The following is a 23,527-nucleotide window of genomic DNA, read 5'->3' on the forward strand; positions in this document are numbered from 1 at the left end:
TCCCCTGTTTTTTATTTGCTGCGCAATTGTACCTCCGTGCCGCGCAGACCCTCCGCACTGGCGCGCACCGTGATGGCGCCGCGTTGCCCCGGCCTGGCGCGGACGATGGCCAGCACCAGGCCATTGAACGCCGCGCGCTCCGGGGATTGGAAGGATTCGAGATTGGTCGGATCGCCGTTGTCGGTCGCCACCAGCTCGCCCGGACCTTCGACCGTGAAGCGGATGCGCTGGTCGGCGCGCGGCGCGGTGGTGCCGCCGGCGTCGGTCACGCGCACGGTGATGAAGGACAGATCCTGGCCGTCGGCGGCGATGGTGCTGCGGTCAGCCTTCGCTTCCAGCATGGCCGCGGCCTGCGCGGTCTTTACCGAGGAGCGCGCCCATTCCTTGCCATCCTTGTAGGCGACGACGCTGATTTCGCCCGGCTCGTAGACCACGTAGTCCCAGCGCAGCCTGTACTCGTAGGGCGCCTTCTTGCGGCGGCCCTGCGATTTGCCGTTGACGAACAGCTCGGCTTCGTCGCCCGAGGTGAACAGGTGCACCGGCGTGACTTCGCCGACGCGCTCCGGCCAGGTCCAATGCGGCAGCAGGTGCGCGATCGGCAGGTCCGGACGCCAGCGCGACTGGTACAGGTAGTAGCGGTCTTTCGGGAAGCCGGCCAGGTCGACGATGCCGGAGTAGGAACTGCGCGCGCCGTAGTAGGGCGTCGGCTCGCCGAGGTAGTCGAAGCCGGTCCATACAAATTCACCGGCCACGTAAGGATTCTGGTCCTGCGCCGCCCATGAACGGTCGGCCGAACTGCCGAAATCGGCGGCGAACAATTCATAGGCGCTCACTTGCTGGCGTTTCGGATCGCCGCCCGCGCCAGGCCGCACCGGCGCGCTGATCACGCCCGGCACCGGGAACTGGTACTCGCCACGGCTGCTCAGCGCCGATGCGCTCTCGGTGGAGAGGATCATCTTGTCCGGGAACTTCTGGTGGAAGTTGGGGAACTGGCCGGGCAGGCTGCGGATGCCTGCGCCTTGGTAATTCAGGCTGATGACATCGACCGTGCCAGGCAAGGGCATGTCGGACTTGGCGTAGTTCATGGCGCCGGTGGCCGGCCGCGTGGGATCTTCTTCGTGGGCGATGCTCACCAGCTTGCGGCCGATGGCCGCGCCGGCGTCGCCGGTGTACTGCTCGCCGACCTCGTTCCCCACGCTCCACATGATGATCGACGGGTGGTTGCGGTCGCGCCGCAGCATGGCGCGCAAGTCCTGTTCGTGCCAGTCGGGGAAGATCAGGTGGAAGTCCAGCGGCGTCTTCTTGCGCTCCCACGAATCGAACACCTCGTCCATCACCAGGATGCCCATGCGGTCGGTCAGCTCCAGCAGCTCCGGCGAGGGCGGATTGTGGCTCATGCGTACGGCGTTGGCGCCCATCTCCTGCAGGATCTGCAGCTGACGTTCGGCGGCGCGCACGTTGAAGGCCGCGCCCAGCGCGCCCAGGTCGTGGTGGTTGTTGACGCCATTGATCATGATCTTTTCGCCATTGACGAACAGGCCTTCGTTCGCATCGAAGCGCAGCGAGCGGATGCCGAAGGGCGTCTCCTGGCTGTCCACCACCTTGCCGTTGCGGCTGACGGTGGTGACGGCGAGGTAGCGGTTCGGCCGCTGTTGCGGCAGCGGTCCCCACAGGCGCGGTTGTGCGACGCGCGCGGATGCGTTGACAGTGGCGCTGCCGCGCGCATTCACGCTCACGCGTTGCGCCGGCAGCGTGGCGACTGCGGCGCCGGTGCGCTTGCCGTTGTCGTCCAATGCGTACAGCTGCGTGCTGACGTCCAGCGCGGCCGCGTCCTTGCCGTCGTTGTCGACGGTGACCGCCAGTTCCACCTGCGCCGCCTCGCGCGACACCTGCGGCGTGCGCACCACCGTGCCCCAATGCGCCACGTGTACAGGATCGGCGACCGTCAGCCACACATTGCGGTACAGGCCAGCGCCCGGATACCAGCGCGCCGATTCGGCCGGATTATCCAGCCGGATCGCCAACTGGTTCACGCCGCCCGGCGTGGCGTATGGCGTCAGGTCGAGGCGGAAGGAGTTGTAGCCGTAAGGCCATCCGCCTACCAGCCGGCCGTTGAGCCACACGCTGGCGTGCGACATGGCGCCGTCGATATCGAGGAAGATGGACTTGCCCTTGTCGCGCGCCGGAATGTCCAGCTTCTTGCGATACCAGGCCGGCCCCCAGGTTTGCAGCCGGCCCATGCCGCCGTATGGGCCGGTGGCGAGGAACGGTCCCTCGATGGCCCAGTCGTGCGGCAGCGTCACGGCGCGCCAGTCGTGTTCGTCGAAGTCGGCGCGCAGCAACGGCGGGGAGACGGCGGGATCGGCGGCAGGGCGTTGCGCGCGCCGGGCCGGATCCGCCACCAAGGCGTTACCGCTCGGGAGTATCCATGGTTTGAGCAGTCCCTCCGCCGAGCGCTGGACTTTTTCCGCCTCGTCGGGACGGGCATCGGCCACCTTGCCGTCGGCGCTTTGCTTGATCTCGGGCCGCACATCGTATTGCAACTGGGCCGCGTAGCCCTGCGGATCGCCGCGCTGGAAACGCCAGCCGTCGTTGATTGACTGGCGTTCGGCGGCAAGCGCGAAGAGCGGCAGCAGGGCGGCGAGGGTCAAACCGGCGCTGCGGTAACGATGCGTATTCAAGGTGTCTCCTTCGTTTTTATGGCTTATGATTGCGCAATCATTTTGAAGTGTAGGTAGTTGTGAGCGGGATGTCAATTGGATAGAATGATTACGCTATCAACATTACGAAAGAAACGATGCCTGCCACCCCCGTCACATTGATCGATGTCGCCAAGGCGGCGGGCGTCTCACCGATCACGGTATCGCGCGCATTGAACGAGCCGCACCTGGTAAAGCCGGCGACCCTGGCCAAGGTGCAGGAAGCCGTCAAGCGCACCGGCTATGTGAAGAACATGCTGGCCGGCGGCCTGGCTTCCAGCCGCAGCAAGCTGGTGGCGCTGGTGCTGCCGACCATTTCAACGCAAACGTTCGCCGACATGGTGCAGGGTGCAACCGACCGGCTGACGGCGGCCGGTTACCAGCTGTTGCTGGGTATCGTCGGCTACGAAACCTGGCGCGAAGAGATCCTGGTCGAGACGATTCTGAGCCGCCGTCCGGACGGCGTGATCCTGACCGGCGCGCTGCACACCGACAGCACGCGCCAGCGCCTGCAGCAAATCGGCACGCCGGTGGTGGAGGCGTGGGATCTGACGCCGCATCCGATCGACATGGCGATCGGCTTTTCGCACGAAGAAGTGGGCCATACCTGCGCCCAGCATCTGCTGAAGCAGGGCTATCGCCGCTTCGCCATGCTGACCGCGAACGACCCGCGCGCGGGCCAGCGTACGCAAGGCTTCCAGGTGGCGCTGGCCAAGCACGGCGTGAGCGTGATCGCGTCGCATCTGGTGCAGGCGCCGGGCGCCTTGCCGCAAGGCCGCCTGGGCGCGGTCAAGCTGCTGGACGAGCATCCCGAACTGGATGCGATTTTCTGCAGCTCGGACACGCTGGCCCACGGTGTGCTGATCGAAGCGCAAAGCCGTGGCCTGCGCGTGCCGCAGGATCTGGCGATCATGGGCTTCGGCGACTTGAATTTTTCCGAGTACACCAATCCGCCGCTGTCCACCGTCAAAGTGGACGGCGCCCGCATCGGCGCCTTGTCGGCGCAGGCCTTGCTGGACCGGTTATCGGCCGGTGCGACGTCGGCGCCAGCGGAGCGCGTCGTCAACACCGGCTTCGAACTGATTCAGCGCGGCAGCACCTAAAGCTCCGCCACCCTGGCGCGCAGGTCGGCCGCGCGTTCGCGCAGCGCGGCCAGCGCGCCGTCATCCATGCGGCGCAGCTGCTGGTAGACCATGCCGAGGCGCTGGTTGCCCGCCAGCTTTTCCCGATTGCGGTCGAAAAAATCCCAGTACAAGGCGTTGTACGGACAGGCGCGCTCGCCGAGCCGCGCTTTTTTATCATAGTGACAGCCCTTGCAGTAATCGCTCATGCGGTCGATGTAGGCGGCGCTGGAGACGTAAGGCTTGGTGGCGAGCAGGCCGCCGTCCGCGAACTGGCTCATGCCCAGCGTGTTGGGCAGCTCCACCCATTCGAAGGCGTCGATGTAAATCCCCAGATACCAGCGGTGCAGTTCTTCCGGCGACAGCCCGGCCAGCAAGGCGAAGTTCCCGATCACCATCAGGCGGTTGATGTGGTGCGAATGCGCGTGCTCCAGCGACTGGCCGATGGCCGCAGCCACGCAGCGCATGCGCGTCTTGCCGTCCCAGAACCACCACGGCAGCGGCGTGTCGTGGCCGAAGGCGTTCAGCTTGTCGTAGCCCGGCATGCGGCGCCAGTAGACGCCGCGCACATACTCGCGCCAGCCCAGAATCTGGCGGATGTAGCCTTCGGCCGACGCCACCGGCACGGCGCCGTCGCGCCACGCGGCTTGCACGCGGTCGATCACGGTGCGTGGCGACAGCAGCTTGACGTTCATCGCGAACGACAGCAGCGAGTGGAACAGCCGCCAGGCCTTGACGCTCATCGCATCCTGGAAGCGGCCGAAGTGGGGCAACGCCAGTTCAACGAAGCGTTCCAGCTGTGCCAGCGCTTCTTCGTGATTCAGCGGCCAGGCGAAGTTGCCGGCATTCGGCTCGCCAAAGCTCTTTGCGCCGGAGGCCTGGATGGTCTGCCACAGCGCGCTGTGGTCGTGACGCCCGCGCAGGTCGGCCGGTTCCCACGGTATGCCTTGCCAGGCCTCGCGGTTGTCGTGATCGAAGTTCCACTGTCCGCCGGCCGGCTTGCCGGTGTCCGATACCAGCACGCCATGCTTGCTGCGCATGCGGCGGTAGAAGTGCTCCATCAGCCAGTGGTCGCGGCCTTCGAAGATGCGGGCCGCTTCGTCGCGCGCGGTGTAGAAATGCTCGGTGTCGTCCATCGCGGCGGTGATCGGCAGGGCGGCGGCGTAATCGGCCAGTTGACGGTCCAGCCGCCATTCGTCCGGCGCCTGCCAGCGGAATTCCGTGGCGGCGTGGTGCGCCAGCAGGTAGTCCAGGTTGGCGGGCACGGACTGGCGGTTGTCGGCATCGTCGATGGCGAGGTAGTGCACACGGTGGCCTTCGGCGCGCAGGCGGCGGGCGAAGTCGCGCATGGCGGCGAAGATGGCGATGATCTTCTGCGCGTGGTGCAGCACGTAGTCGGTTTCCTGCCGCACTTCCATCATGACGAACAGTTCGTCGGCGTTCGGGCGGGCAAACCAGCTGTGTTCATGATTCAGCTGGTCGCCCAGTATCAGTTTAAGTCTCATTGCTTCCCAGGTCATCTGGCCGGCATGGGCAATCCCTCCGCGTAGGCCAGTCGTTCAAGTGCATCTTCCATCAGAATGCGGGCGTGGCCTGCGCTGCGGGCCAGGTCTTCGTGCATGGCGGCGTCGGTCGCGTTGCGGTTGGCGCATTGGGCGCTGTAGCGCTCAAAGCTCGACAGCATCATCAGGATGTCCGCCAGATGGCGCGGGCATTCGCAGTTGATGCTGGTCGAGGCGGCGGCCAGCGTCGCCAGTTCTTCGTCGCTCAGGCGGCGCGGCGTTGCGGGCTTGGACGGCGGCGCTGGCGGCAGCGCGGCGCCGGTCAGCGCGGTATTGCACAGCACCGCTACTTCCGCAGCATCCGACGGCGCACGCGCCACCAGGCAGCCGTGCTCGCGCAGGCGCCGCACGGTGGCGCTGTCGCAAAAGCGGTACAGCACCACTGCCGCCTTGGCCGTCACCGTGCGCCGCAGGGCCTGTATCCGCGGCAGGGCGTCGGCGGTCATCTCGGGCGCTTCGATCAGCAGCACGTCGGCGTGGACGCCGTTGAGCGCCGTGGCCGCGTCGCTCAGTTGCGGGCTGACGCGCATGATGTCGAGCAGCGGCGCGGTGCGCGCGGCGCTCAGCCGTTGCGCCAGCGCCGAACCGACCACCGCCAGCTTCAGCGGCTGCATGCCTGCGGATGGCAGTACACCGGCCAGCGCCGCCAGTTCCTCGATGTCCATGGTCGCAACTGTGCCGATGGCGTGCCCCTGGTCGACCACGCGCTTCAGCAATCCCAGTCGATGCACCTGTTCGGCCGAATACAGCCGTTGGCCTTGCGGCGAGCGGCCGGTATCGGACACGCCGTAACGCCGTTCCCACACGCGCAGCGTTTCCACCGGCAGTCCTGCAAGGCGCGCGGCGACACCGCTGCGATACCCCTTGGCGAGCTTCTGATCCATTTTAACGATCCTCCATTCGGGCATGCTAGCATGAACCGGTATTGAACCGGACTTGACAGGCAAAAGCGTCATAGCCGCCGATATACTCCGCACATGACTGTTACCCAACTCAATGTAGCGGTGCTCGGCGCCGGCCCGGCCGGATTGTCTTGCGCCCGCCATCTGCAAAGCGACGTTTGCAGCGTCACTGTATTTGATCCGGCGCGCGCGCAGATCGAAAGTCGTGGCGTGTCGATCCGACAAGGCGCCACCGTTTGCGATATCTGGCACGAAGAAGGCTGGCGATTGGCGTCGATGGAAGAGGGCGCGTACGACGTGGACTACGACGTGCTGGTGCTGGCGCTGCCCGCGCCGCAATCGGCGGCATTGCTGGAGTCCCTGCTGCCGGCAACGGCGCAGCAGGTGGCGAGCATGGCGCCGGCAAAAGAACAGTGCATCTGGGTGCCGGCCGTGCGCGTGGGCCTGTGCGGCGATTGGCTGTCCGGCGGCGCGGCGGGCGACGCGTGGCTGAGTGGCCGGGCATTGGCGGGACATTTGCTCGCAACCTTGACAACTTCGCTATCCAATAACTAGAATGAGAATAGTTATCAATTACATTTAAGCTTACCTTTCCCCGCCGGCAATCAGGTAGCGCTCGTTATGATGCAAATCCTGATGCACTACCGCCTCGCCGTGACGTCACGCGCGCTGGCGGCAATCGGCGGCGGCTACGTTGTCACCTCCCTTGCGGTTACCGCCCTCGCACTGAACTTGCCCGGTCACGCCGTCGACCGTGTGGTCGCCGCCACGCTGATCGGCCTGGTCGTCATGCCCTGCGCCGTGATGTGGTGCTTCGCTACCCGCACTGTTTTGAAAGCCTGGCTCGGCCTGCTCGTTAGCGGCCTCTTGCTGGGCGCAATCATCTGGCTCGGAGGCGGCGTATGAAAGAGGGCTTCCGTCAATCGATGGCATGGCTGCACACCTGGTCCGGTCTGCTGGTGGGCTGGATGCTGTTCATGGTGTTCTGCTGCGGCACCATCAGCTACTTCCGCGACGAGGTCACGCTGTGGATGAAGCCCGAGCTGCACCAGGCCCCGCACACCGTGGTGGAGCAGGGCGTGGCGGCGGCGCAGATCCAGAACCTGCTGGAACAGCGCGCATCGGCCAGCCCGCGCTGGTTCATCACCATGCCGACCGGGCGCGAACCGACGGTGCGCGCCAGCTGGGCGCCGTCCAAAGAGGACGGCTGGCAGCGCGGACGTCGCCGCTTCGAAAGCGCCAGCATCGATCCCGTCACCGGCCAGGAACTGAATGCGGCGCGCGCCACGCGCGGCGGCGATTTCTTCTACCGCATGCACTTCGACCTGCACTACATGCCGGTGATGTGGGCACGCTGGATCGTCGGCATCTGCGCCATGTTCATGCTGGTGGCGATCATTTCCGGCATCGTCACGCACAAGCGCATCTTCAAGGACTTCTTCACTTTCCGTCCCGGCAAAGGGCAGCGTTCATGGCTCGATGCGCACAACGCCACCGCCGTGCTGGCGCTGCCGTATCACCTGATGATCACCTACACCGGCCTGGTGACGCTGATGTTCATGTACCTGCCGCAGGGCCTGAGCGCGGTCTATTCGGAGCGCGATAACTTCTACGCCGATCTGAATGGCGGGCCGCGAGCCGAGGCCCAGGCTTCGGGCATTCACGCGCCGCTGACGCCACTGGCGCCGCTGGTGGCGCAAGCCAGCAGGCTGTGGGACGGCGCGCAGGTCGGCCGCATCACCGTCAACCTGGCCGGCGACAGCGCATCGACCGTCACGCTGACGCAGCAGGATGCGCACGGCATCAGCAATCATCTGCCGACGTTGACCTTCGATGGCGTCAGCGGCGGCCTGCTGACCGAAGCGAATCAGACCAGCGGCGCGGCGGTCGAAACGCGCGGCGTCATGTACGGCCTGCATATAGGCCGCTTTGCCAGCCCGCTGCTGCGTGGCCTGTTCTTCCTCTCCGGCCTGGCCGGCTGCGCGATGGTGGCGACCGGCGTGCTGCTGTGGGCCGTCAAGGAAAGGCCCAAGCATTTGAAGGCGCGCGCCAACGGCGGCATCGGTTTTGGTCTGCGCCTGGTGGATGGCCTGAACCTCGGCGGCATCGCCGGCCTGATGATCGCCATCAGCGTATTCTTCTGGGCGAACCGCCTGCTGCCGGTTGGCCTGGAAGGGCGGCCGGAGCTGGAGATCCAGTGCTTCTTCACCGCCTGGGGCATCGCCGCCGTGCCGGCGTTGGCCTTTCCGCTGCGCTGGATGTGGCGCATCCAGCTGGCGGCAGCCGGCGTGCTGTTCGCGCTGTTGCCGGCGCTGAATCCCCTGACTGGCGGCGCCGGTCTGTTCTCCAGCATGGCGCACGGACTATGGCCAGTGGCCGGCTTCGACCTGGTGTCGCTGCTGTTCGGTTGCATGTTGCTGTGGGCCTGCAAACGTTTGGGCGCCGACGGTGCAGCGGCCAGGGTCAGGATGGCGAAGGTGGCGGCATGATGAATATCCTAGGGATGGTCGCGGCGCTTGCCAGCGCTGTCGGCGGCTTTACCGCATTGAGCCTGGCGATGGACCGCCACTGGGAAGCCCTGCATGGCCGTGGCAATCTGCCCACCGGCCGGACGCGCCGCACGCTGCGCCGGTCCGGCGCCGCAGGCTTGCTGGTGTCGCTGCTGGTCTGTCTGGATGTGTGGGGAGGCTCCCAGGGCTGGGTCGCCTGGGCCGGCATGCTGACCGCTGCGGCGATCGGCATGGTGCTGGTGCTGACCTACGCCGCGCGCGCGATGGTGCGCGTCGGCTGGATTGCAGGCGGCCTGGGCGCCGCCGCCGTGGTGCTGGCGCAGATCGCCAGGGGCTTGGCTTAATCCGCTTATTTGGCCAGCGGGGCGGCCACGCCCTGCACGCCGGCCAGTCCGAGAATGGTCAGCATCACATTCTGCGGACCGGTGTGCGCATTGCGCGCAGACCACCATTCCAGCTTCTCCGAGTGGTAGCCGCCCGAGTCGCCGCCGCCGGACATGGTGATGGCGGGGATGCCGAGGCTCATCGGCAGGTTGGCGTCGGTCGAATGCGGGCCGTCCAGCAGCGCCGGGCGGCCTTGCACCCTGGCCGCCGCCAGCGCGGTCCTGACGATGGTGGCGTCCTTCTGCATCTGGCCCGCCGGACGGTCGCCGATCAGCGTCACATCCGCCGTAATGGCCTTGCTGTTCCAGCGCTGGTTGGTTTCCGCCACACCTTGCTGGATGGCGTCCTTGATCTGCTGCTCGACCTTGGCCAGCAGCGCAGCATCGGCCGAGCGGATATCGATCAGCATCGAGGTTTCGGCGGAGATGCTGTTCACCGATTGTCCGCCCTGGATCACGCCGACGTTGAAGGTCACCTTGGGCTGCGACGGCACGCGCACATCGTCGATATGCGCGATCACTCGGCCGGCGGCATGCACCGCCGAGGGCAGGCCGAAACCTTCGTAGCTATGGCCGCCGGGACCATGGATGGTGACCTTGAAGCGGCGGCTGCCCGCGCCCATGTAGGTCACCGGATCGCCATCGGTGCCCAGCGCCGGCTCCAGGCCGACAAAGGCCTTGATGTCCTTGCGCTGGCTGAACAGATACTTCACGCCTTTCAGGTCGCCCAGGCCTTCCTCCGCCGACGTTGGCGACGAACAGGATGTCGCCTTCGGTTTGCACCCTGGCCTCGCGCATGGCGTGGGCGATGGTCAGCATGGCGGCCAGCGAACGGCCGTTGTCGGCAATGCCGGGCGCGTACAGGCGGCCGTCTTTCTCGTGCACGGTGAGATCGGTGGCGGCGGGGTAGACGGTATCCAGGTGCGCGGCCAGCACGATCAACGGGCCTTTGCCGCTGCCGCGATGGAGGCCGAGCACATTGCCCGCTTCATCGATGTGGACATCGGCCAGGCCGGCGGCCTTCAGGCGTTCCGCGTAGTCGCGGGCGCGCGCCGCTTCGGCAAACGTCGGCGCCGGAATGGCGTTGATGGCCAACATGGTCTTCTGCGTGCCCGGCTCGTTCTTTTCGATATAGGCCAGCGCCTGTTTGACGGCGGGCTGCGCGGCGATGCGCGCCAGTTCCTGCTCCTGCGCATGGACGGGCAGGGCGGCGGCGATGGCGAGGCTGAGTAGCAGGTGTTTCATGAAGCTCCATTAGGGTAGGCGGGCGATCAGCGCCAGCAGCGCGTCCACATCCACCGGTTTGACGAAGTAGTGATCGAATCCTGCGGTATCGGCCTGCTCGCGGTCTTCGCGGCGGCCGTAGCCGGTCACCGCTACCAGCGTGGCCTGGGCGGTCGCCGGCAGCGAGCGCAGGCCGCGCGCCAGGTCGTAGCCGCTGATGTCCGGCAGGCCGATGTCGAGCAGGCACAGTTCCGGCGAGGTGGCCTGCGCCATTTCCAGCGCGTCGATGGCGGTGTGGGCGACGCTGACCTGATGGCCGCCGGCTTCCAGCAGCAGTTGCAGCGTTTGCGCGGCGTCGACGTTGTCGTCCACCACCAGCACGCGCAGCTTGCGGCCCGTCGTGGCGTTATGGGCCGGCGCTTGCGCCACCGGCTGCTGTTGCTGGTTGCGCGGCAGGATGATGGTGAAGGTGCTGCCTTGCTGCTCTCCGGCGCTGTGTACTTCCACCGCGCCGCCATGCAGCTCGACCAGCGACTTGACCAGCGCCAGCCCCAGTCCCAGGCCGCCCTGCGAGCGGTCCGAGTTGCGGTCGGCCTGGGCGAACAGTTCGAACACGCGGCTGCGCAGTTCCGGCGACATGCCGATGCCGTTGTCGCTGACGATCAGCTTGACGTTGCTGCCTTCGCTGCGCGCGGTCAGCTTGACGGCGCCGCCGGCCGGCGTGTACTTGGCGGCGTTGTTGAGCACATTCACCAGCACCTGCACCAGCCGCTTATGATCGCCCGTCACCACCAGCGGCGCCGATGGCAGCACCACCTCAAAGCGGTGCTGCCGTGATTTGATCAGCGGTTCCGCCTGTTCCACCGCGTCGGCCACGATGCGGGCTACATCCAGCGGCGCGCGGGTCAGCGTCACCAGCCCGCGCGTGACGCGCGAAACGTCCAACAGGTCGTCCACCAGCCGCGTCATGTGGTGCACCTGGCGCACGATGATGCCGGCGGTGCGCTTGACCGCTGTTTCGTTGGCGTGGCCGCTTTGCAGCAGCTGCGCGCCGGCGCTGATCGGCGCCAGCGGGTTGCGCAGTTCGTGGGCCAGCATGGCGAGGAATTCGTCCTTGCGGCGGTCCGCCTCGCGTAGCTGGCTTTCGGCCTTCAGGTGCTGCAGCTCTTTTTCCTGCAGCGATTCGGCCATGGCGTCCAGCGCGCGCGCCAGTTCGCTGATTTCCTCCTTGCCGTAGCTGATGCCGCTGCGCGCCTCCAGCGTGCCGGAAGCGATGCTGTTGGCGGTGGTGGCCAGCCGCTTCACGCGACGCAGTACCAGCACGTCGCCGACGAACCAGGCCGCCAGCAGCGCCAGGCCGATGGTGGCGGATAACGCCAGGAAGTCCAGCATCTGGTCATGGCGTGCGCTGGCGGTGATGGCGTCGGCCGGAATGCCGATGGTGACGGTGTAGTCGGACAGGCCGTTGTTGCCGACGCGCGCGAAGCGGTGCAGGCGCTCGACGCCATCGGGGCCGGTCAGCAGCACCGGCTTGCCAGGTTCGCCCGCCATGGCGCTGCGCATCTCCGGCGACACCGGCTTGCCGAACCATGATTCAGGATTCGGCTTGCGCGAGATGATCAACCCTTCGGAATCGGCCGTCAGCAGCAGCGAGCCTGGCGGCAGCTGGATGTCGGCCACGAAGCGGTCCAGGTTGACCAGGTCGAGCGCGGCGAACACCACGGCCTTGACCTTGCCGTCGTCGTCCAGCACCGGATAGGTGAGGTTGACGGTGTGCCTCTGGATCACGCGGCCGAAAACGTAGCCGCCGGCGACAAAGCGCTTCAGGTGTACGGCGCGACGAAAGTGGGAGCGGTCCGCCAGGTTGACGATGTTCTTTGCCTTGACGGCATTGCAGGTGACGTCGCCGTTCAGCTGGATCACGCCCAGGTTGACGTAATCCGGATTCTGGCGGCGGACGTTGGCCAGCAGGCGGGTGCAGTCCTCCTCATCGCCCATCAGGTCCGGCACGCTGGCGAGGTCGCGCAGCAGCTGGCGCGCGCCGGCGATGGACTGCGCTTCGTTGGCGGCGGCCAGGTTGGTCAGGCGTTGCAGGTTGTCTTCGGCCACCTCCACCGCGTGGGCGCGTTCGCGCACGCCGTTAATGACGGTCATGATGGCGCTGGGCGCGATCGACAACATCACCAGCAGTATCAATCGGCTGCGCAGACTATTCAGCTGGAAGAGCAGGAAAGCCATGCGGCGCTCAGGCGGCGCTGCGGTTGGCGCGGTAAAGCGCGTTGCCGTAGCCGATGATGGCTTGCACGCCGCGGCGCAAGGTCGCCACGTCGTCCGAGATGTAGCCGATGCGGATGTGGCCCGGCACGCCCAGCGCGTCGCCCGGCATCACGGCCACCGCGCAGTCGGCCAGCAGCTGTTCGCTGAAGTTCACGGCGTCCATGGTCAGGCGCGAGATGTCGGCCCACAGGTAGGGGCCGGAGGCGGGCCTTTGCATGGTCAGCCACGGCAGGCCGTGCACCAGGTCCAGCACCAGGTCGCGGCGCTGGCGGTAGTCGGCCAGCATGAGGTGCGCATCGCCGCTTTCGAAGGCGGCGGCCATGGCCAGCTGCATCAGCATCGGCGCGGCGGCGGTGATCGGACCTTGCAGGGTTTCCATGGCCGCGACCACGTGCGCTGGCGCCACGGCGAAACCCGCGCGCCAGCCCATCATGGCGTAGCTTTGCGACGCCGAGAACAGGGTGACGATGCCGATGTCCCGCCAGTCCGGCCGCGCCGCCAGGCTGGCATGCACGCCGTCGAAGATCAGCTTCTCGTAGCTTTCGTCGACGATCGCCAGGGTGCCCGTGCGTTTCAGCCAGGCGGCGATGCGGTCGAGTTCCATATCGCTCAGCACCGCGCCGGTGGGATTGTGCGGATTGTTGATGATCAGGATGCGCGCCGGCGGCAGGCTGTCCAGCACCGCGTCGGTGATGTCGGCCGGCAGATCGACCAGCACCGGTTCCAGCTCCAGCAGCTTGCAGGTGGCCACATAGGCCGGCCAGTGCGGCTTGAAGATGATGACGGCGTCGCCCGGATCGGCCAATACATACAGCGCCTGGTACAGGGCCTGCTTGCAGCCGTTGGTGATCAGGATCTCGGCCGGCGTGGCCGGAATGCGGTTCTCGTTCACCACCTTGGCGGCGAGGCGGGCGCGGATGCCGGCGTCGCCGCCGACGGCGGTGTAGGACAGCGATGGCCGCTCAAGGCCCGCGCGCACCGCGTCCAGAACCGCAGGCGGCGCCTGGAAGTGCGAGATGGCGATGGAAAAATCGATCACGTCCTCGCCGCGCGCTTTCATGCCATCGACCCGGCCATGCATGGCGGTGGTGGCCAAGGGGCGGGAACGTGCGATGCGGCGGGAAATGTCCATAATTGATTATCTTTAGGAAAGATTTATTCTTACGTTAATCAGCCCTTTGCGCAAGGGGGTATTGCCAATCGTGCGCACGGGTCTGGTATCCTAATGCTGTTAATCAACGAGGATTTTTATGCAGTTCACAACAAAAAAGGTTTGCCAGGCGCTTGCGCTGGCCTTTGTCGGCGCTGTGGGCGCCGCCTCCGCGCAGGCGGAAGACATCATCAAGATCGGCCACGTGGCCGCCACCTCCGGCCCGATCGCCCATCTGGGCAAGGACAATGAAAACGGCGCGCGCATGGCGGTCGATGAACTGAACGCCAAGGGCGTCGTCATCGGTGGTAAAAAATACAAGATCGTGCTGCAGGCGGAAGACGACGCCGGCGATCCGAAGCAGGCCACCACCGTGGCGCAAAAGCTGGTGGACGCCAAGGTGCAGGGCGTGATCGGCCACGAGACCTCGGGCACGGCGATTCCGGCCTCGCGCATGTACTACGACGCCGGCATTCCGCAGATTACGCCGTCGGCCAGCTCGCCGCAGTACACGCGCCAGCGCTACAACACCACCTTCCGCAACATCGCCAACGACGAGCAACTGGGGCCGGCCCTGGCGCGTTACGCGATGCAGAACATGCAGGTCAAGCGCATCGCCGTGGTGGACGACCGCACGTCCTACGGCAAGGGACTGGCCGATGAATTCAGCAAGACCGTCAAGCGCACGGGCGGCGCTACCGGCACCACCATCGTCGCCACGCAGTACACCAACGACAAGGCCACCGACATGATGGCGATCCTGACCGCCATCAAGGCCAGCAAGCCGGACATGATCTTCTTCGGCGGCATGGACGCGGTGGCCGCGCCGATGCTGCGCCAGATGAAGCAGCTGGGCTTTCCGGTCAAGTTCATGGGCGGCGACGGCATGTGCTCGGACTCGGTGCCGCGTCTGGCCGGTGACGGCATGAGCGACGGCCAGGTGATCTGCGCCGAAGCGGGCGGCGTCGAGCCGGCGCAGGAAAAAGGCATGGAAGACTTCCGCGCCGCCTACAAGAAGCGCTACGGCATCGAGGTGCAAACCTACGCGCCGTACGCCTACGACGCGCTGATGACGATGGTGGACGCGATGCAGAAGGCCGGCTCGCCGGACCCTGCGAAGTACCTGCCGGTGCTGGCCAAGATCAAGCACAAGGGCGTAACCGGCAATATCTCCTTCGACGCCCGCGGCGACGTCCAGGATGGCGTGCTGACCATCTACACCTTCAAGGGCGCCAAGCGCCAGAAGCTGGCCGTGATGAAGTAAAAACTCAGGACTGCGGCTCCAGCACTTTCAGGTGCTCGACCGCGTTCTGGTTGCCGGCGTTGAGTTCCAGCGAGCGCCGGTAGTTCTTGACGGCGAGCGCTTTGTCGCCCGCCGCCTCGTACATCTCCGCCAGGCTGTCGTACAGATTCCAGCTGTCGGGATAAATGCTGACCGCCAGCTTCATCACCTCGACCGCGTCGCCGGCGCGGCCGCTGCGCTGCAATCCATATCCCCACATATTCAACTGGCTCTCGCCGGGATGGAAGCCCGGATCCAGCTGCCGCATGCGCTGGTACGCGGCCTGCGCCTGCGCATAACCCTTGGTATTCAGTTCCAGCGCCAGATTGTCGAAGCCGGGCGGGGTTTCCTTGCCGTGCCGCTGCTCGATGGTCATCATGTGGTGCGGCGAGCCGTTGCCGGTGGCCGGCTTTTGCAGGAAGGCCAGCGCTTGCGCGTCGTCCTTCAGATAGGCGTTGAGGAACTGCTGCACATAGCGCATGGCCCAGCTGTGGGCCACCAGCACTTCGTCGCGGCTGTAGGCGGCGTCGGGATCGCCGCTGCTGCGGCGCAGGCCGTCGGCGGAAAAATCGGCGTGGTGCATCGGCAGCATGGAGGCCAGGTAGACGTCGGCGTATTTCATGTTGTTGATAAAGCTGTAGCCGGTGGAGGTTTTTTCGTTATTCAGCACTTCCATGGATTTCGGCTGCGCCGCGATGAACAGGTAGGGCACGGCCACCCGCGCCGGCGTCACGTACGACGCCGCCTTGGCGCCGCCGTCGACAAACTCGGGGTAATAGCGGATCGAACCATCGAGGCTGACCAGGGCGCGGATGCGGTCATCCTTGGCCGCCGCGAATACGTTGGAAATGCCGCCCCAGCTGAAGCCCACCACGGCGATACGCGCCGTATCGGCTTGCGGCAGCGCGTGCGCGGAGGAGATCAAAAAGCTGATGTCGGCCGCCTGCGCTTCGATGCCTTCGATATCCTCGGTCATCGAGCGGCCGCGCGCGCCCATGTCGGGACTGGACAGGACCACATAGCCATGGCTGGCGAGGTATTCGCACAGGTCGGCGTTTTCATGCGCGGAGGCGTTGAAGCTCGGCGCGTAAACCACTACCGGGAATTTTCCGGCCTCCGGCCTGGCGTCGCGCACCGCCCACATTTTGGCGTCCATGCCCTTTTTGGCGCCGGGATGCTGCGCCAGAAAGGCGGACCAGCGTTGTTCGATCTCCGCCGGTGCAAGGTTGTAAGTCTCTTCGGTGAGCGAGGTGCGCAGATAGTCGGCGTGCGTCACCGGCGTGCCGCCTCGCTGCGCCGGATACCAGATGATGGTTTGCACCGGCCGTGCGCGTTCGCCCTTGGTGGCCGCGCCGGTGAACAGGTCGTTGCGCGGCTTGTAGACGCGCGAATAGTCGTATTGCTGCAGCACTTTCATGCCGACGGCGTGTGGACCGCGTTTCAGCTTCAAGTCGAAATCGGCCGCCGCAAAGGCGGGCAGGGACAGCATGAACACGGCGATGCCGAACGCTAGACGCATGTGATATCCGATTTAAAAGGTTGTCAAAACGTGAACCTTAGCATAAGCCGGCGATTGGCAGGCAGCTTTAATTATGCAATAATGGGAATCATTCTCATTTCTTGTCCACCGATTGTGCCCACCGTGTCCACACTTGCGTCCTCTACCGATGATGTTGGCTCGCTGTACAGCAGCCACCACGGCTGGCTGCACAATTGGCTGTGGCGCAAGCTGGGCTGCCGCGACGGCGCCGCCGACATCGCGCACGACACCTTCGTGCGCCTGCTGGACGCCGGCACCGTCGAAACCCTGCGCGAACCGCGCGCCTATCTGAGCACCATCGCCAACGGCCTGCTGGTCAACCATTGGCGCCGCCTGACGCTGGAACGCGCCTACCTGGAAGCGCTGGCTTTGCAGGATGCGGCGCTGGAGCCGTCGCCGGAAGAGCGCGCGCTGACCCTGGAAGCGTTGATGCAGGTGGACGCCATGTTGGCCAAACTGTCGTCCAAGGCGCGCGAAGCCTTCCTGCTGTCGCAGATCGACGGCCTGACTTACGCCGCCATCGCCGAGCACTTGCAGGTGTCCGAGCGCATGGTGAAAAAATACATGGCGCAGGCGATGCTGCAATGCCTGTTGATCAGTAATCAGTAATGGGTATGCCTGAATCAAACGCACTTGCTTTCGACGTGCTGGAACAGGCTGCGGAGTGGTTTGCCACCCTCAGCGCGCCGGACGTCAAACTCGCCGAGCGCCAGGCCTGGCAGCGCTGGCTGGACGCCGCGCCCGAACACCGCGAAGCCTGGCGCCGCGTTGAACACATCCACACCCAGCTCCATGCCTTGCCCGGCGGTCCGCTGCGCGCCGCGCTATCCGCCGCTCCGCGCAACCGCCGCCGCGCGCTGAAAACCTTGTTGCTGCTGTGCGCAGTCGGCGGCATGGGCGCACTGGTGGTTCGTCGCGAGGAGCAGGGCGGCTATCTGGCCGCACTGGGCGCGCAGCATCGCACCGCCGTCGGCGCCGTGGCGCTGCTGCCGCTGCCCGACCGCACCCAGGCCTGGCTGAACACCGACAGCGCCGCCGACCTGGCCTACGACGACAGCCAGCGCCTGATCGTGCTGCGGCGGGGCGAGATCCTGCTGCACAGCGGCGCCGACAGCCATGCGCCGGCGCGTCCGCTGGTAGTGGAGGCGCGCGGTGCGCGTCTGCGGGCGCTGGGCACGCGCTTCTCGGTACGCATGATGGAGCAGGGCACGCGCCTGGCCGTGTACGACGGCGCGGTGGAAGTCGGCGCCGGCGCCGTGGTGCCGGCCGGCGCGCAGGTCGACATCGTGGACGGCAAGGCCGGCGCCATGACGCCGGCCTCCGAGGACAGCACCGCGTGGTCGCACAAGCTGCTGATCGCCACCCAGATGCGGCTGGACGACTTCCTTGGCGAGCTGTCGCGCTATCGCCATGGTCACTTGTCCTGCGATCCGTCGCTGGCCGACCTGCGGCTGGTGGGCAGCTACCCGCTCGGCGACACCGACCAGGCGCTGGACATGCTGCAGGCCGCGCTGCCGGTGCGCATCAAGCGCACGCTGTCGTGGTGGGTGACCGTCACGCCGCGCTGACCATGAAGAAGCTGTTCTTGCTGGCGTTGTTGCCATCGCTGGCGCTGGCCGCGCCGACCATCCCCGCAGGCTCGCTGGACCAGGTGCTGCGGGCTTGGACGCTGGCCAGCGGCGCGCTGCTGACCGCCGACGGCCGCCTGACCCATGGCGTCGACAGTCCCGGCCTGGCCGAACTGTCGGCGCCGGAGCGCGACCTGGCGCGCATCCTGGCCGGCACCGGCCTGGAAGCGGTGCGCCAGCCGGACGGCAGCTACCTGTTGCGCGCCGCCGTACCAGTTGCACCCGTTGCGCCGGCGCCGCCGATGAGCGAGGCCGAAGTACAGGCGCTGGACCGCCTGCCCGAAATCGTCGCCCGCGCGGAACCAGTGGCCCCTTACGACGCCGTCAGCCGCTTTGCCGTCAAGGGCGGCGCCGCGCTGCGCGACACGCCGCAGGCGCTGACCATCATCGAGGCCAGCCAGATCCGCGACCGCAACCTGCTCAGCATGGACGACCTGCTGGTCTACGTGCCCGGCGTACGTCCCAGCCTGGGCGAGGGCAACCGCGACAACGCGGTCTTCCGTGGTTATAACTCCAGCGCCGACTTCTACCTGAACGGCATGCGCGACGACGTCCAGTACTTCCGCGACTTCTACAACATCGAAACAGTCGAAGTGCTGAAAGGCCCGAACGCCATGGCGTTGGGACGCGGCGGCTCCGGCGGCGCCGTCAACCGTGTCAGCAAGCAGGCGCAGTGGCGCGATATCGGCGATGCCGACGTATTGCTGGGATCATGGCGGCAGCGGCGCGCCAGCGTGGACGTGGGCGCGGCGCTGAATCCGCAGCTGGCGTGGCGGCTCAACGCTGTCGACGAGGATTCCGGCTCCTTTCGCAATGACGCCTGGTTGAAACGCTACGGCGTCAGTCCGGCGCTGGCGTGGCGCGACGGCGCGAGCACCCTGGTGCAGGCCAGCTACGAGCATTTCCGCGACCGCCGCAGCACCGACCGTGGCGTACCCTCGTTCGGCGGCCGGCCGGTGGCCAGCGATCCGTCGATCTTTTTCGGCGATCCGGCGGACAGCCACAATGGCGTCGACATCGACAGCCTGACGCTGCGGCTGGAACATCAACTGGCGCCGACGCTGCAATTCAGCAGCCAGCTGCATTACGCCGTCTACGACAAGTACTACCAGAACGTTTTCCCCGGCGGCATGGACGACAGCGCGACCGTGCGCATGCTGGGCTACGGCACCGCCACCCACCGTAGCAACCTGTTTTACCAGGCCAGCCTGGATGCCACGGTCAGTACCGGCAGCGTGCAGCACCGCCTGAGCGCCGGACTGGAACTTGGCCGCCAGCGCGCCGACAGCGCCCGCACCACCGGCTACTTCGACACGCTGGGCACGGACGTGCGCTTCGTTTCGGTGCCGGTGTCGCAGCCGACCTTCAACCTGCCGGTCAGCTTCAGGCCATCGGCTACCGACATGGCCGCCGCCAGCACGGCGGAAAACGCCGGGCTGTATTTGCAGGATCAATTGACGCTGTCGCCGCAATGGCAGGTGGTGGCCGGCCTGCGCGCGGAAAGGCTGGATGTCGCCTTCCGCGACCTGCGCAACAATCTGCAACTGGCCAGCCATGACCGTCCGCTGTCGCCGCGCTTGGGCGTGATCTACCGTCCGCTGGTGCGGCTGTCGCTGTACGCCAGCTACAGCAAGGCCTATTCGCTGCGTGTGGGCGAGCAGATGGCGTCGCTGACGGTGGCCAACCAGGATCTGGCGCCGGAGGTGGTGCGCAACCAGGAGATTGGCGCGCGCTGGGATGATGGCGAGCGGCTGTCGGCCAGTCTCGCGGTCTACCAGCTGCGGCGCGCCAATGTGCTGGTGGCCGATGCGGTCAACGCCGGCGAGAATCAGCTGGTCGAAGGCCAGCGCGGGCAGGGCGCGGAACTGGAACTGGCCAGCCGCATCACGCGCGACTGGAAACTCAACGCCGGCTATGCGTGGCAGCGTTCGCGCCTGACGGCTACCCAGTCGGCGACCTCGCAGGCGGGCGCGCAGATGCCGTATGTGCCGCGCCAGTCGCTGTCTCTGTGGAGCACACACACGCTGGCGCCGGGCCTGGACGGTGCGCTCGGCGTCATCACGCGCAGCAGCATGTTCAGCTCCACCAGCAATCTGGTGCAGCTGCCCGGCTATGCGCGGCTGGACGCCAGCCTGTATTACCAGTTCAATCCGCGCAACCGCCTGCAGATCAGCGTCGAAAACCTGTTCGACCGGGGCTACTACGCCTCGTCTTATAACGATAACAATATCTCTCCTGGCACGCCGCGCGCGCTGCGCATCGGCCTGCACAGCCGATTCTAAGAAGAATAATAAAAATAATTCTCATTCGTGGTTCCCTTTTTGGAAACTCGCTTGGCATGGTAGGTACAGGACCATTGCACAGCGATAGAGGGAGATCCCATGCAGCCGTCACACCACACAGCCACGCAGCAGCAGCGCGTCCAGGAATGGATGCGCAAGTCGCCATTGCGGATCACGCGCGCCCGCTCCAGCGTGGCGGCGGTGTTGTTGCGCCAGGCCGAACCAATCACCGCTGAGCTGCTGTTCCGCCGACTGCTGGATATCGGCGAGGACGTCAGCCTGGGATCGGTGTACCGCATTCTCAAGCAGATGGAGGAAGACGGCCTGGTGCTGCGCGACCGCCATGTCAGCTCGGGGGGCATCAAGGCGGTTTACGCCATCGCCAGCGTCACGGCGCCCAGCCGCGCCTACGTGTTCCGCTGCGACGTTTGTCACCGTCAGCAGCGCATCGCGGACGCGGTGCTGGCAGTGCAACTGGCGAATGTGGCGACGCTGGAAGGCTACGCGCTGGGGACGGAAATCGTCATTCCCGCGCGCTGCCGCGACTGCGTGCCGGCCGCCGGGCAATCCTGAATCTTTACCTATACAGCCAGCCGGGAGCCGCGCTCCCACGCCAGCCAACAACCAAAACTGACCTACGGAAGATTATGAAATCGACAGAAAAAAGCGCCGGCATCAAAAGCCGCAAGCACGAGACTCCGAAACTGAGCCGCCTCCACGTCGCCGCGATGGCCACGCTGGCCGTGCCGCTGGCGCTGCATGCTGAAACCCTGCCGGAGCCGCAAAAGCTGCCGGAAGTGGTGGTGGACGCCACCCGCACCAGCGACTTCCAGACCACCAAATCGGCCAGCGACAAGTTCACCGCGCCGCTGCTGGATACGCCGAAATCGGTCACCGTCATCACCTCGGAAGTGATCTCGCAAACCGGCGCCGTGTCGCTGACCGACGCGCTGCGCACCGTGCCTGGCATCACCATCGGCGCGGGCGAGGGCGGCAATCCTGTCGGCGACAATCTGTTCATCCGTGGTTATAACGCGCAGACCGACACCTATATCGACGGCATCCGCGACACCGGTTCGCAGTCGCGCGAAATCTTCGACCTGGAGCAGATCGAAGTGGTCAAAGGCCCGAATTCGGCCTACGGCGGCCGTTCGTCGGCCGGCGGCGGCATCAACCTGGTGAGCAAATCGCCGAAAGCCGAAAACTTCAGCAACGCCAGCGTGGGCCTGGGTTCGGCCGAATACCGCCGCGCCACCGCCGACATCAACCGCGTGATCAACGACGACGTGGCGGTGCGCCTGAACCTGATGGGCCATGACGCCCACGTGGCCGGCCGCAATGAAGTCAACGGCAACCGCTGGGGCATCGCGCCGAGCGTCACCTTCGGCATGCACTCCAATACCAAGGCCACGCTGAGCTACTACCACATGCAGTCGGACGAACTGCCGGATACCGGCATCCCGTTCAACAACCCGTTCACCAGCGGCGCCAACGTCGCCAAGAACGGCAACGGCACGCCGATCAGCGTGCCGCGCGAGACCTTCTACGGCCTGGTCGACCGCGACTTCCGCAAGACCCAGAGCGACATCGGCACCATCGACCTGCGCCATGAATTCGCCGACGGCATGGTGCTGCGTAACGTGAGCCGCTACGGCAAGAGCGACAACGACTACATCTGGACCCAGCCGGACGACTCGAAAGGCAACACCATGTTGTACGGCACCGTATGGCGCCGCGCCAATACCCGCGTCACCAGCACCGAGTCGCTGGCCAACGCCACCAGCCTGACCGGCAGCTTCACCGCCGCCGGCATCAAGCATAGCTACACCGGCGGCGTGGAGATCAGCCGCGAAGACACGGACCGCAGCAGCTATCTGTTCGCACCGGGCACCAACAATCCGCTGACCGGCACCACCACCTGCCCTACCTCTGGCGCGGCCACGCTGTACAACTGCACCACCACCATCAACCCGAATCCGAACGATCCGTGGGTCTACACCCGCAGCGTCTCGCCGGCGCGCACCAACGTGGTGACCAACACCCGTTCGGCCTATCTGTTCGACACCGTCGAGTTCACGCCGCAATGGCTGCTGAACGTGGGCCTGCGCTGGGACGACTATCGCAGCGTGCTGGATGTGCCTATGTACACGCTGAGCGGCGTCACCACCGCCGCCTCGCACGCCGAAGTGAAGTCCAACTTCACCAACTATCAGGCGGGCCTGGTGTATAAGCCATCGACCAACAGCAGCATCTACGTGTCCTACGGTACGTCTTCTACCCCGCCGGGCAATGACGGCGGCGACGGCCTGGATGCGCTGAGCACCACCATCCAGAACCTGAAGCCACAGGACAGCAAGAACTATGAGCTGGGCACCAAGTGGGAAGTGCTGCCGGGCGGCCGCCTGTCGGTCAGCGGCGCCGTGTTCCAGAGCGAGATGAACAACGCCCGCGTCACCGCACCGGACGGTACCACGCAAAACGTCGGCAAGAAGACCATGAAGGGCGTGGAGCTGGGCGTCAGCGGCAACCTGACCAGGGAGTGGCAGGTCTTCGGCGGCTACACCTACCTGGATGGCAAGGTGGATGACAATGGTTCGGTCAACGTCGGCACCACCGCGGCGCCGAACTGGCAGCCGTCGCCGTACAACGGCAACGTGTTCCCGACCACGCCGAAGAACAGCGCTTCGCTGTGGACCTCGTACGCGGTACTGCCGGGTGTCGTGATCGGCGGCGGCGTCAACTACGTATCCAAGGTGTACGCCAACATCAACAACACCAAGTACGCGCCGGGCTACAGCCGTTTCGATGCGATGGCCAGCTACGACGTCAACAAGCACATCTCGCTGCAGTTGAATATCCAGAATCTGAACGACAAGTTCTATTTCGATAAAGTCTCGTCGCCGCACTACGCCGGTGTTGGCCCCGGCCGCAGCGCTACGCTGACCGCCAACTTCAAGTACTAATCGT

19 protein-coding genes are annotated in these 23,527 nt (G+C 65.8%); 11 read left to right on the forward strand and 8 right to left on the reverse strand.

The window, feature by feature from the left end; all coding sequences use genetic code 11:
• Positions 1–11 precede the first annotated feature (11 nt).
• Positions 12–2,681: a beta-galactosidase GalB gene (galB, locus tag GJ698_RS10905; protein ID WP_229259935.1), complete on the reverse strand. Its 2,670-nt coding sequence runs from the start codon at positions 2,679–2,681 to the stop codon at positions 12–14.
• Positions 2,682–2,797: 116 nt separating this feature from the next.
• Between galB and GJ698_RS10910 the strand changes: the two genes are divergently transcribed.
• Positions 2,798–3,802, forward strand: a complete 1,005-nt coding sequence (locus GJ698_RS10910) for a LacI family DNA-binding transcriptional regulator (RefSeq protein WP_154357649.1) — start codon at positions 2,798–2,800, stop codon at positions 3,800–3,802.
• Here the strand turns inward: GJ698_RS10910 and GJ698_RS10915 are convergent.
• Together GJ698_RS10915 and GJ698_RS10920 are read right to left on the reverse strand one after the other, a co-directional pair.
• Entirely contained in the window at positions 3,799–5,340 is a 1,542-nt protein-coding gene (locus tag GJ698_RS10915; RefSeq protein ID WP_154357650.1) for a cryptochrome/photolyase family protein, read from the reverse strand. The genes GJ698_RS10910 and GJ698_RS10915 overlap by 4 nt on opposite strands.
• A complete protein-coding gene (locus GJ698_RS10920) occupies positions 5,337–6,266 on the reverse strand; it encodes a MerR family transcriptional regulator (protein WP_154357651.1) in 930 nt (309 codons plus the stop codon). The genes GJ698_RS10915 and GJ698_RS10920 overlap by 4 nt, the downstream gene beginning before the upstream one ends.
• Positions 6,267–6,359: 93 nt before the next feature.
• On the opposite strand from GJ698_RS10920, the gene GJ698_RS10925 reads away from it, so the two are divergent.
• From GJ698_RS10925 to GJ698_RS10940, 4 genes are all read left to right on the forward strand, one after another.
• Entirely contained in the window at positions 6,360–6,839 is a 480-nt protein-coding gene (locus GJ698_RS10925; RefSeq protein ID WP_154357652.1) for an NAD(P)-binding protein, read from the forward strand.
• A gap of 66 nt (positions 6,840–6,905) precedes the next feature.
• Positions 6,906–7,190: a DUF3649 domain-containing protein gene (locus tag GJ698_RS10930; RefSeq protein ID WP_154357653.1), complete on the forward strand. Its 285-nt coding sequence runs from the start codon at positions 6,906–6,908 to the stop codon at positions 7,188–7,190.
• Complete coding sequence (locus tag GJ698_RS10935; RefSeq protein ID WP_154357654.1) at positions 7,187–8,773, forward strand: PepSY-associated TM helix domain-containing protein; 1,587 nt, start codon at positions 7,187–7,189, stop codon at positions 8,771–8,773. The genes GJ698_RS10930 and GJ698_RS10935 overlap by 4 nt, the downstream gene beginning before the upstream one ends.
• The gene (locus GJ698_RS10940) at positions 8,770–9,138 is read left to right on the forward strand and encodes a DUF3325 domain-containing protein (RefSeq protein ID WP_166454847.1); all 369 of its coding nucleotides are present in this window, start codon (positions 8,770–8,772) and stop codon (positions 9,136–9,138) included. Before GJ698_RS10935 ends, GJ698_RS10940 begins: the two co-directional genes overlap by 4 nt.
• A 5-nt stretch (positions 9,139–9,143) precedes the next feature.
• Here the strand turns inward: GJ698_RS10940 and GJ698_RS10945 are convergent, their stop codons facing one another.
• The 4 genes from GJ698_RS10945 to GJ698_RS10960 are packed head-to-tail and all read right to left on the reverse strand — an operon-like array spanning position 9,144 to position 13,810.
• Positions 9,144–9,800 (reverse strand): peptidase dimerization domain-containing protein, encoded by a 657-nt coding sequence (locus tag GJ698_RS10945; protein WP_154357656.1) that lies wholly within the window; start codon positions 9,798–9,800, stop codon positions 9,144–9,146.
• Complete coding sequence (locus tag GJ698_RS30910; RefSeq protein WP_154357657.1) at positions 9,745–10,422, reverse strand: M20/M25/M40 family metallo-hydrolase; 678 nt, start codon at positions 10,420–10,422, stop codon at positions 9,745–9,747. The genes GJ698_RS10945 and GJ698_RS30910 overlap by 56 nt, the downstream gene beginning before the upstream one ends.
• Positions 10,423–10,431: 9 nt before the next feature.
• Positions 10,432–12,639 carry a hybrid sensor histidine kinase/response regulator gene (locus GJ698_RS10955; RefSeq protein ID WP_154357658.1) on the reverse strand — a complete coding sequence of 736 codons (2,208 nt, stop codon included), beginning with the start codon at positions 12,637–12,639 and terminating at the stop codon, positions 10,432–10,434.
• A gap of 7 nt (positions 12,640–12,646) precedes the next feature.
• Positions 12,647–13,810 (reverse strand): pyridoxal phosphate-dependent aminotransferase, encoded by a 1,164-nt coding sequence (locus tag GJ698_RS10960; protein ID WP_154357659.1) that lies wholly within the window; start codon positions 13,808–13,810, stop codon positions 12,647–12,649.
• A gap of 118 nt (positions 13,811–13,928) precedes the next feature.
• Between GJ698_RS10960 and GJ698_RS10965 the strand changes: the two genes are divergently transcribed.
• Complete coding sequence (locus tag GJ698_RS10965) at positions 13,929–15,092, forward strand: branched-chain amino acid ABC transporter substrate-binding protein (RefSeq protein ID WP_154357660.1); 1,164 nt, start codon at positions 13,929–13,931, stop codon at positions 15,090–15,092.
• A 4-nt stretch (positions 15,093–15,096) separates the two neighbouring features.
• Here GJ698_RS10965 and GJ698_RS10970 read toward each other — a convergent pair whose 3' ends face one another.
• A complete protein-coding gene (locus tag GJ698_RS10970) occupies positions 15,097–16,629 on the reverse strand; it encodes a CocE/NonD family hydrolase (protein ID WP_154357661.1) in 1,533 nt (510 codons plus the stop codon).
• A 123-nt stretch (positions 16,630–16,752) separates the two neighbouring features.
• Between GJ698_RS10970 and GJ698_RS10975 the strand changes: the two genes are divergently transcribed.
• From GJ698_RS10975 to GJ698_RS10995, 5 genes are all read left to right on the forward strand, one after another.
• Positions 16,753–17,259: a sigma-70 family RNA polymerase sigma factor gene (locus tag GJ698_RS10975; RefSeq protein WP_371865238.1), complete on the forward strand. Its 507-nt coding sequence runs from the start codon at positions 16,753–16,755 to the stop codon at positions 17,257–17,259.
• 5 nt (positions 17,260–17,264) lie between these two features.
• On the forward strand, positions 17,265–18,218 hold the full coding sequence (locus GJ698_RS10980; RefSeq protein ID WP_166454849.1) for a FecR domain-containing protein: 954 nt from the start codon (positions 17,265–17,267) through the stop codon (positions 18,216–18,218).
• A gap of 2 nt (positions 18,219–18,220) precedes the next feature.
• On the forward strand, positions 18,221–20,560 hold the full coding sequence (locus GJ698_RS10985; RefSeq protein WP_154357664.1) for a TonB-dependent receptor: 2,340 nt from the start codon (positions 18,221–18,223) through the stop codon (positions 20,558–20,560).
• Positions 20,561–20,659: 99 nt separating this feature from the next.
• Positions 20,660–21,133 carry a Fur family transcriptional regulator gene (locus GJ698_RS10990; RefSeq protein ID WP_154357665.1) on the forward strand — a complete coding sequence of 158 codons (474 nt, stop codon included), beginning with the start codon at positions 20,660–20,662 and terminating at the stop codon, positions 21,131–21,133.
• A 74-nt stretch (positions 21,134–21,207) separates the two neighbouring features.
• Positions 21,208–23,523: a TonB-dependent receptor gene (locus tag GJ698_RS10995; RefSeq protein WP_154357666.1), complete on the forward strand. Its 2,316-nt coding sequence runs from the start codon at positions 21,208–21,210 to the stop codon at positions 23,521–23,523.
• Positions 23,524–23,527: the final 4 nt, after the last annotated feature.

The organism is Duganella aquatilis (assembly GCF_009674565.1).
Lineage (GTDB): Bacteria > Pseudomonadota > Gammaproteobacteria > Burkholderiales > Burkholderiaceae_D > Rugamonas > Rugamonas aquatilis.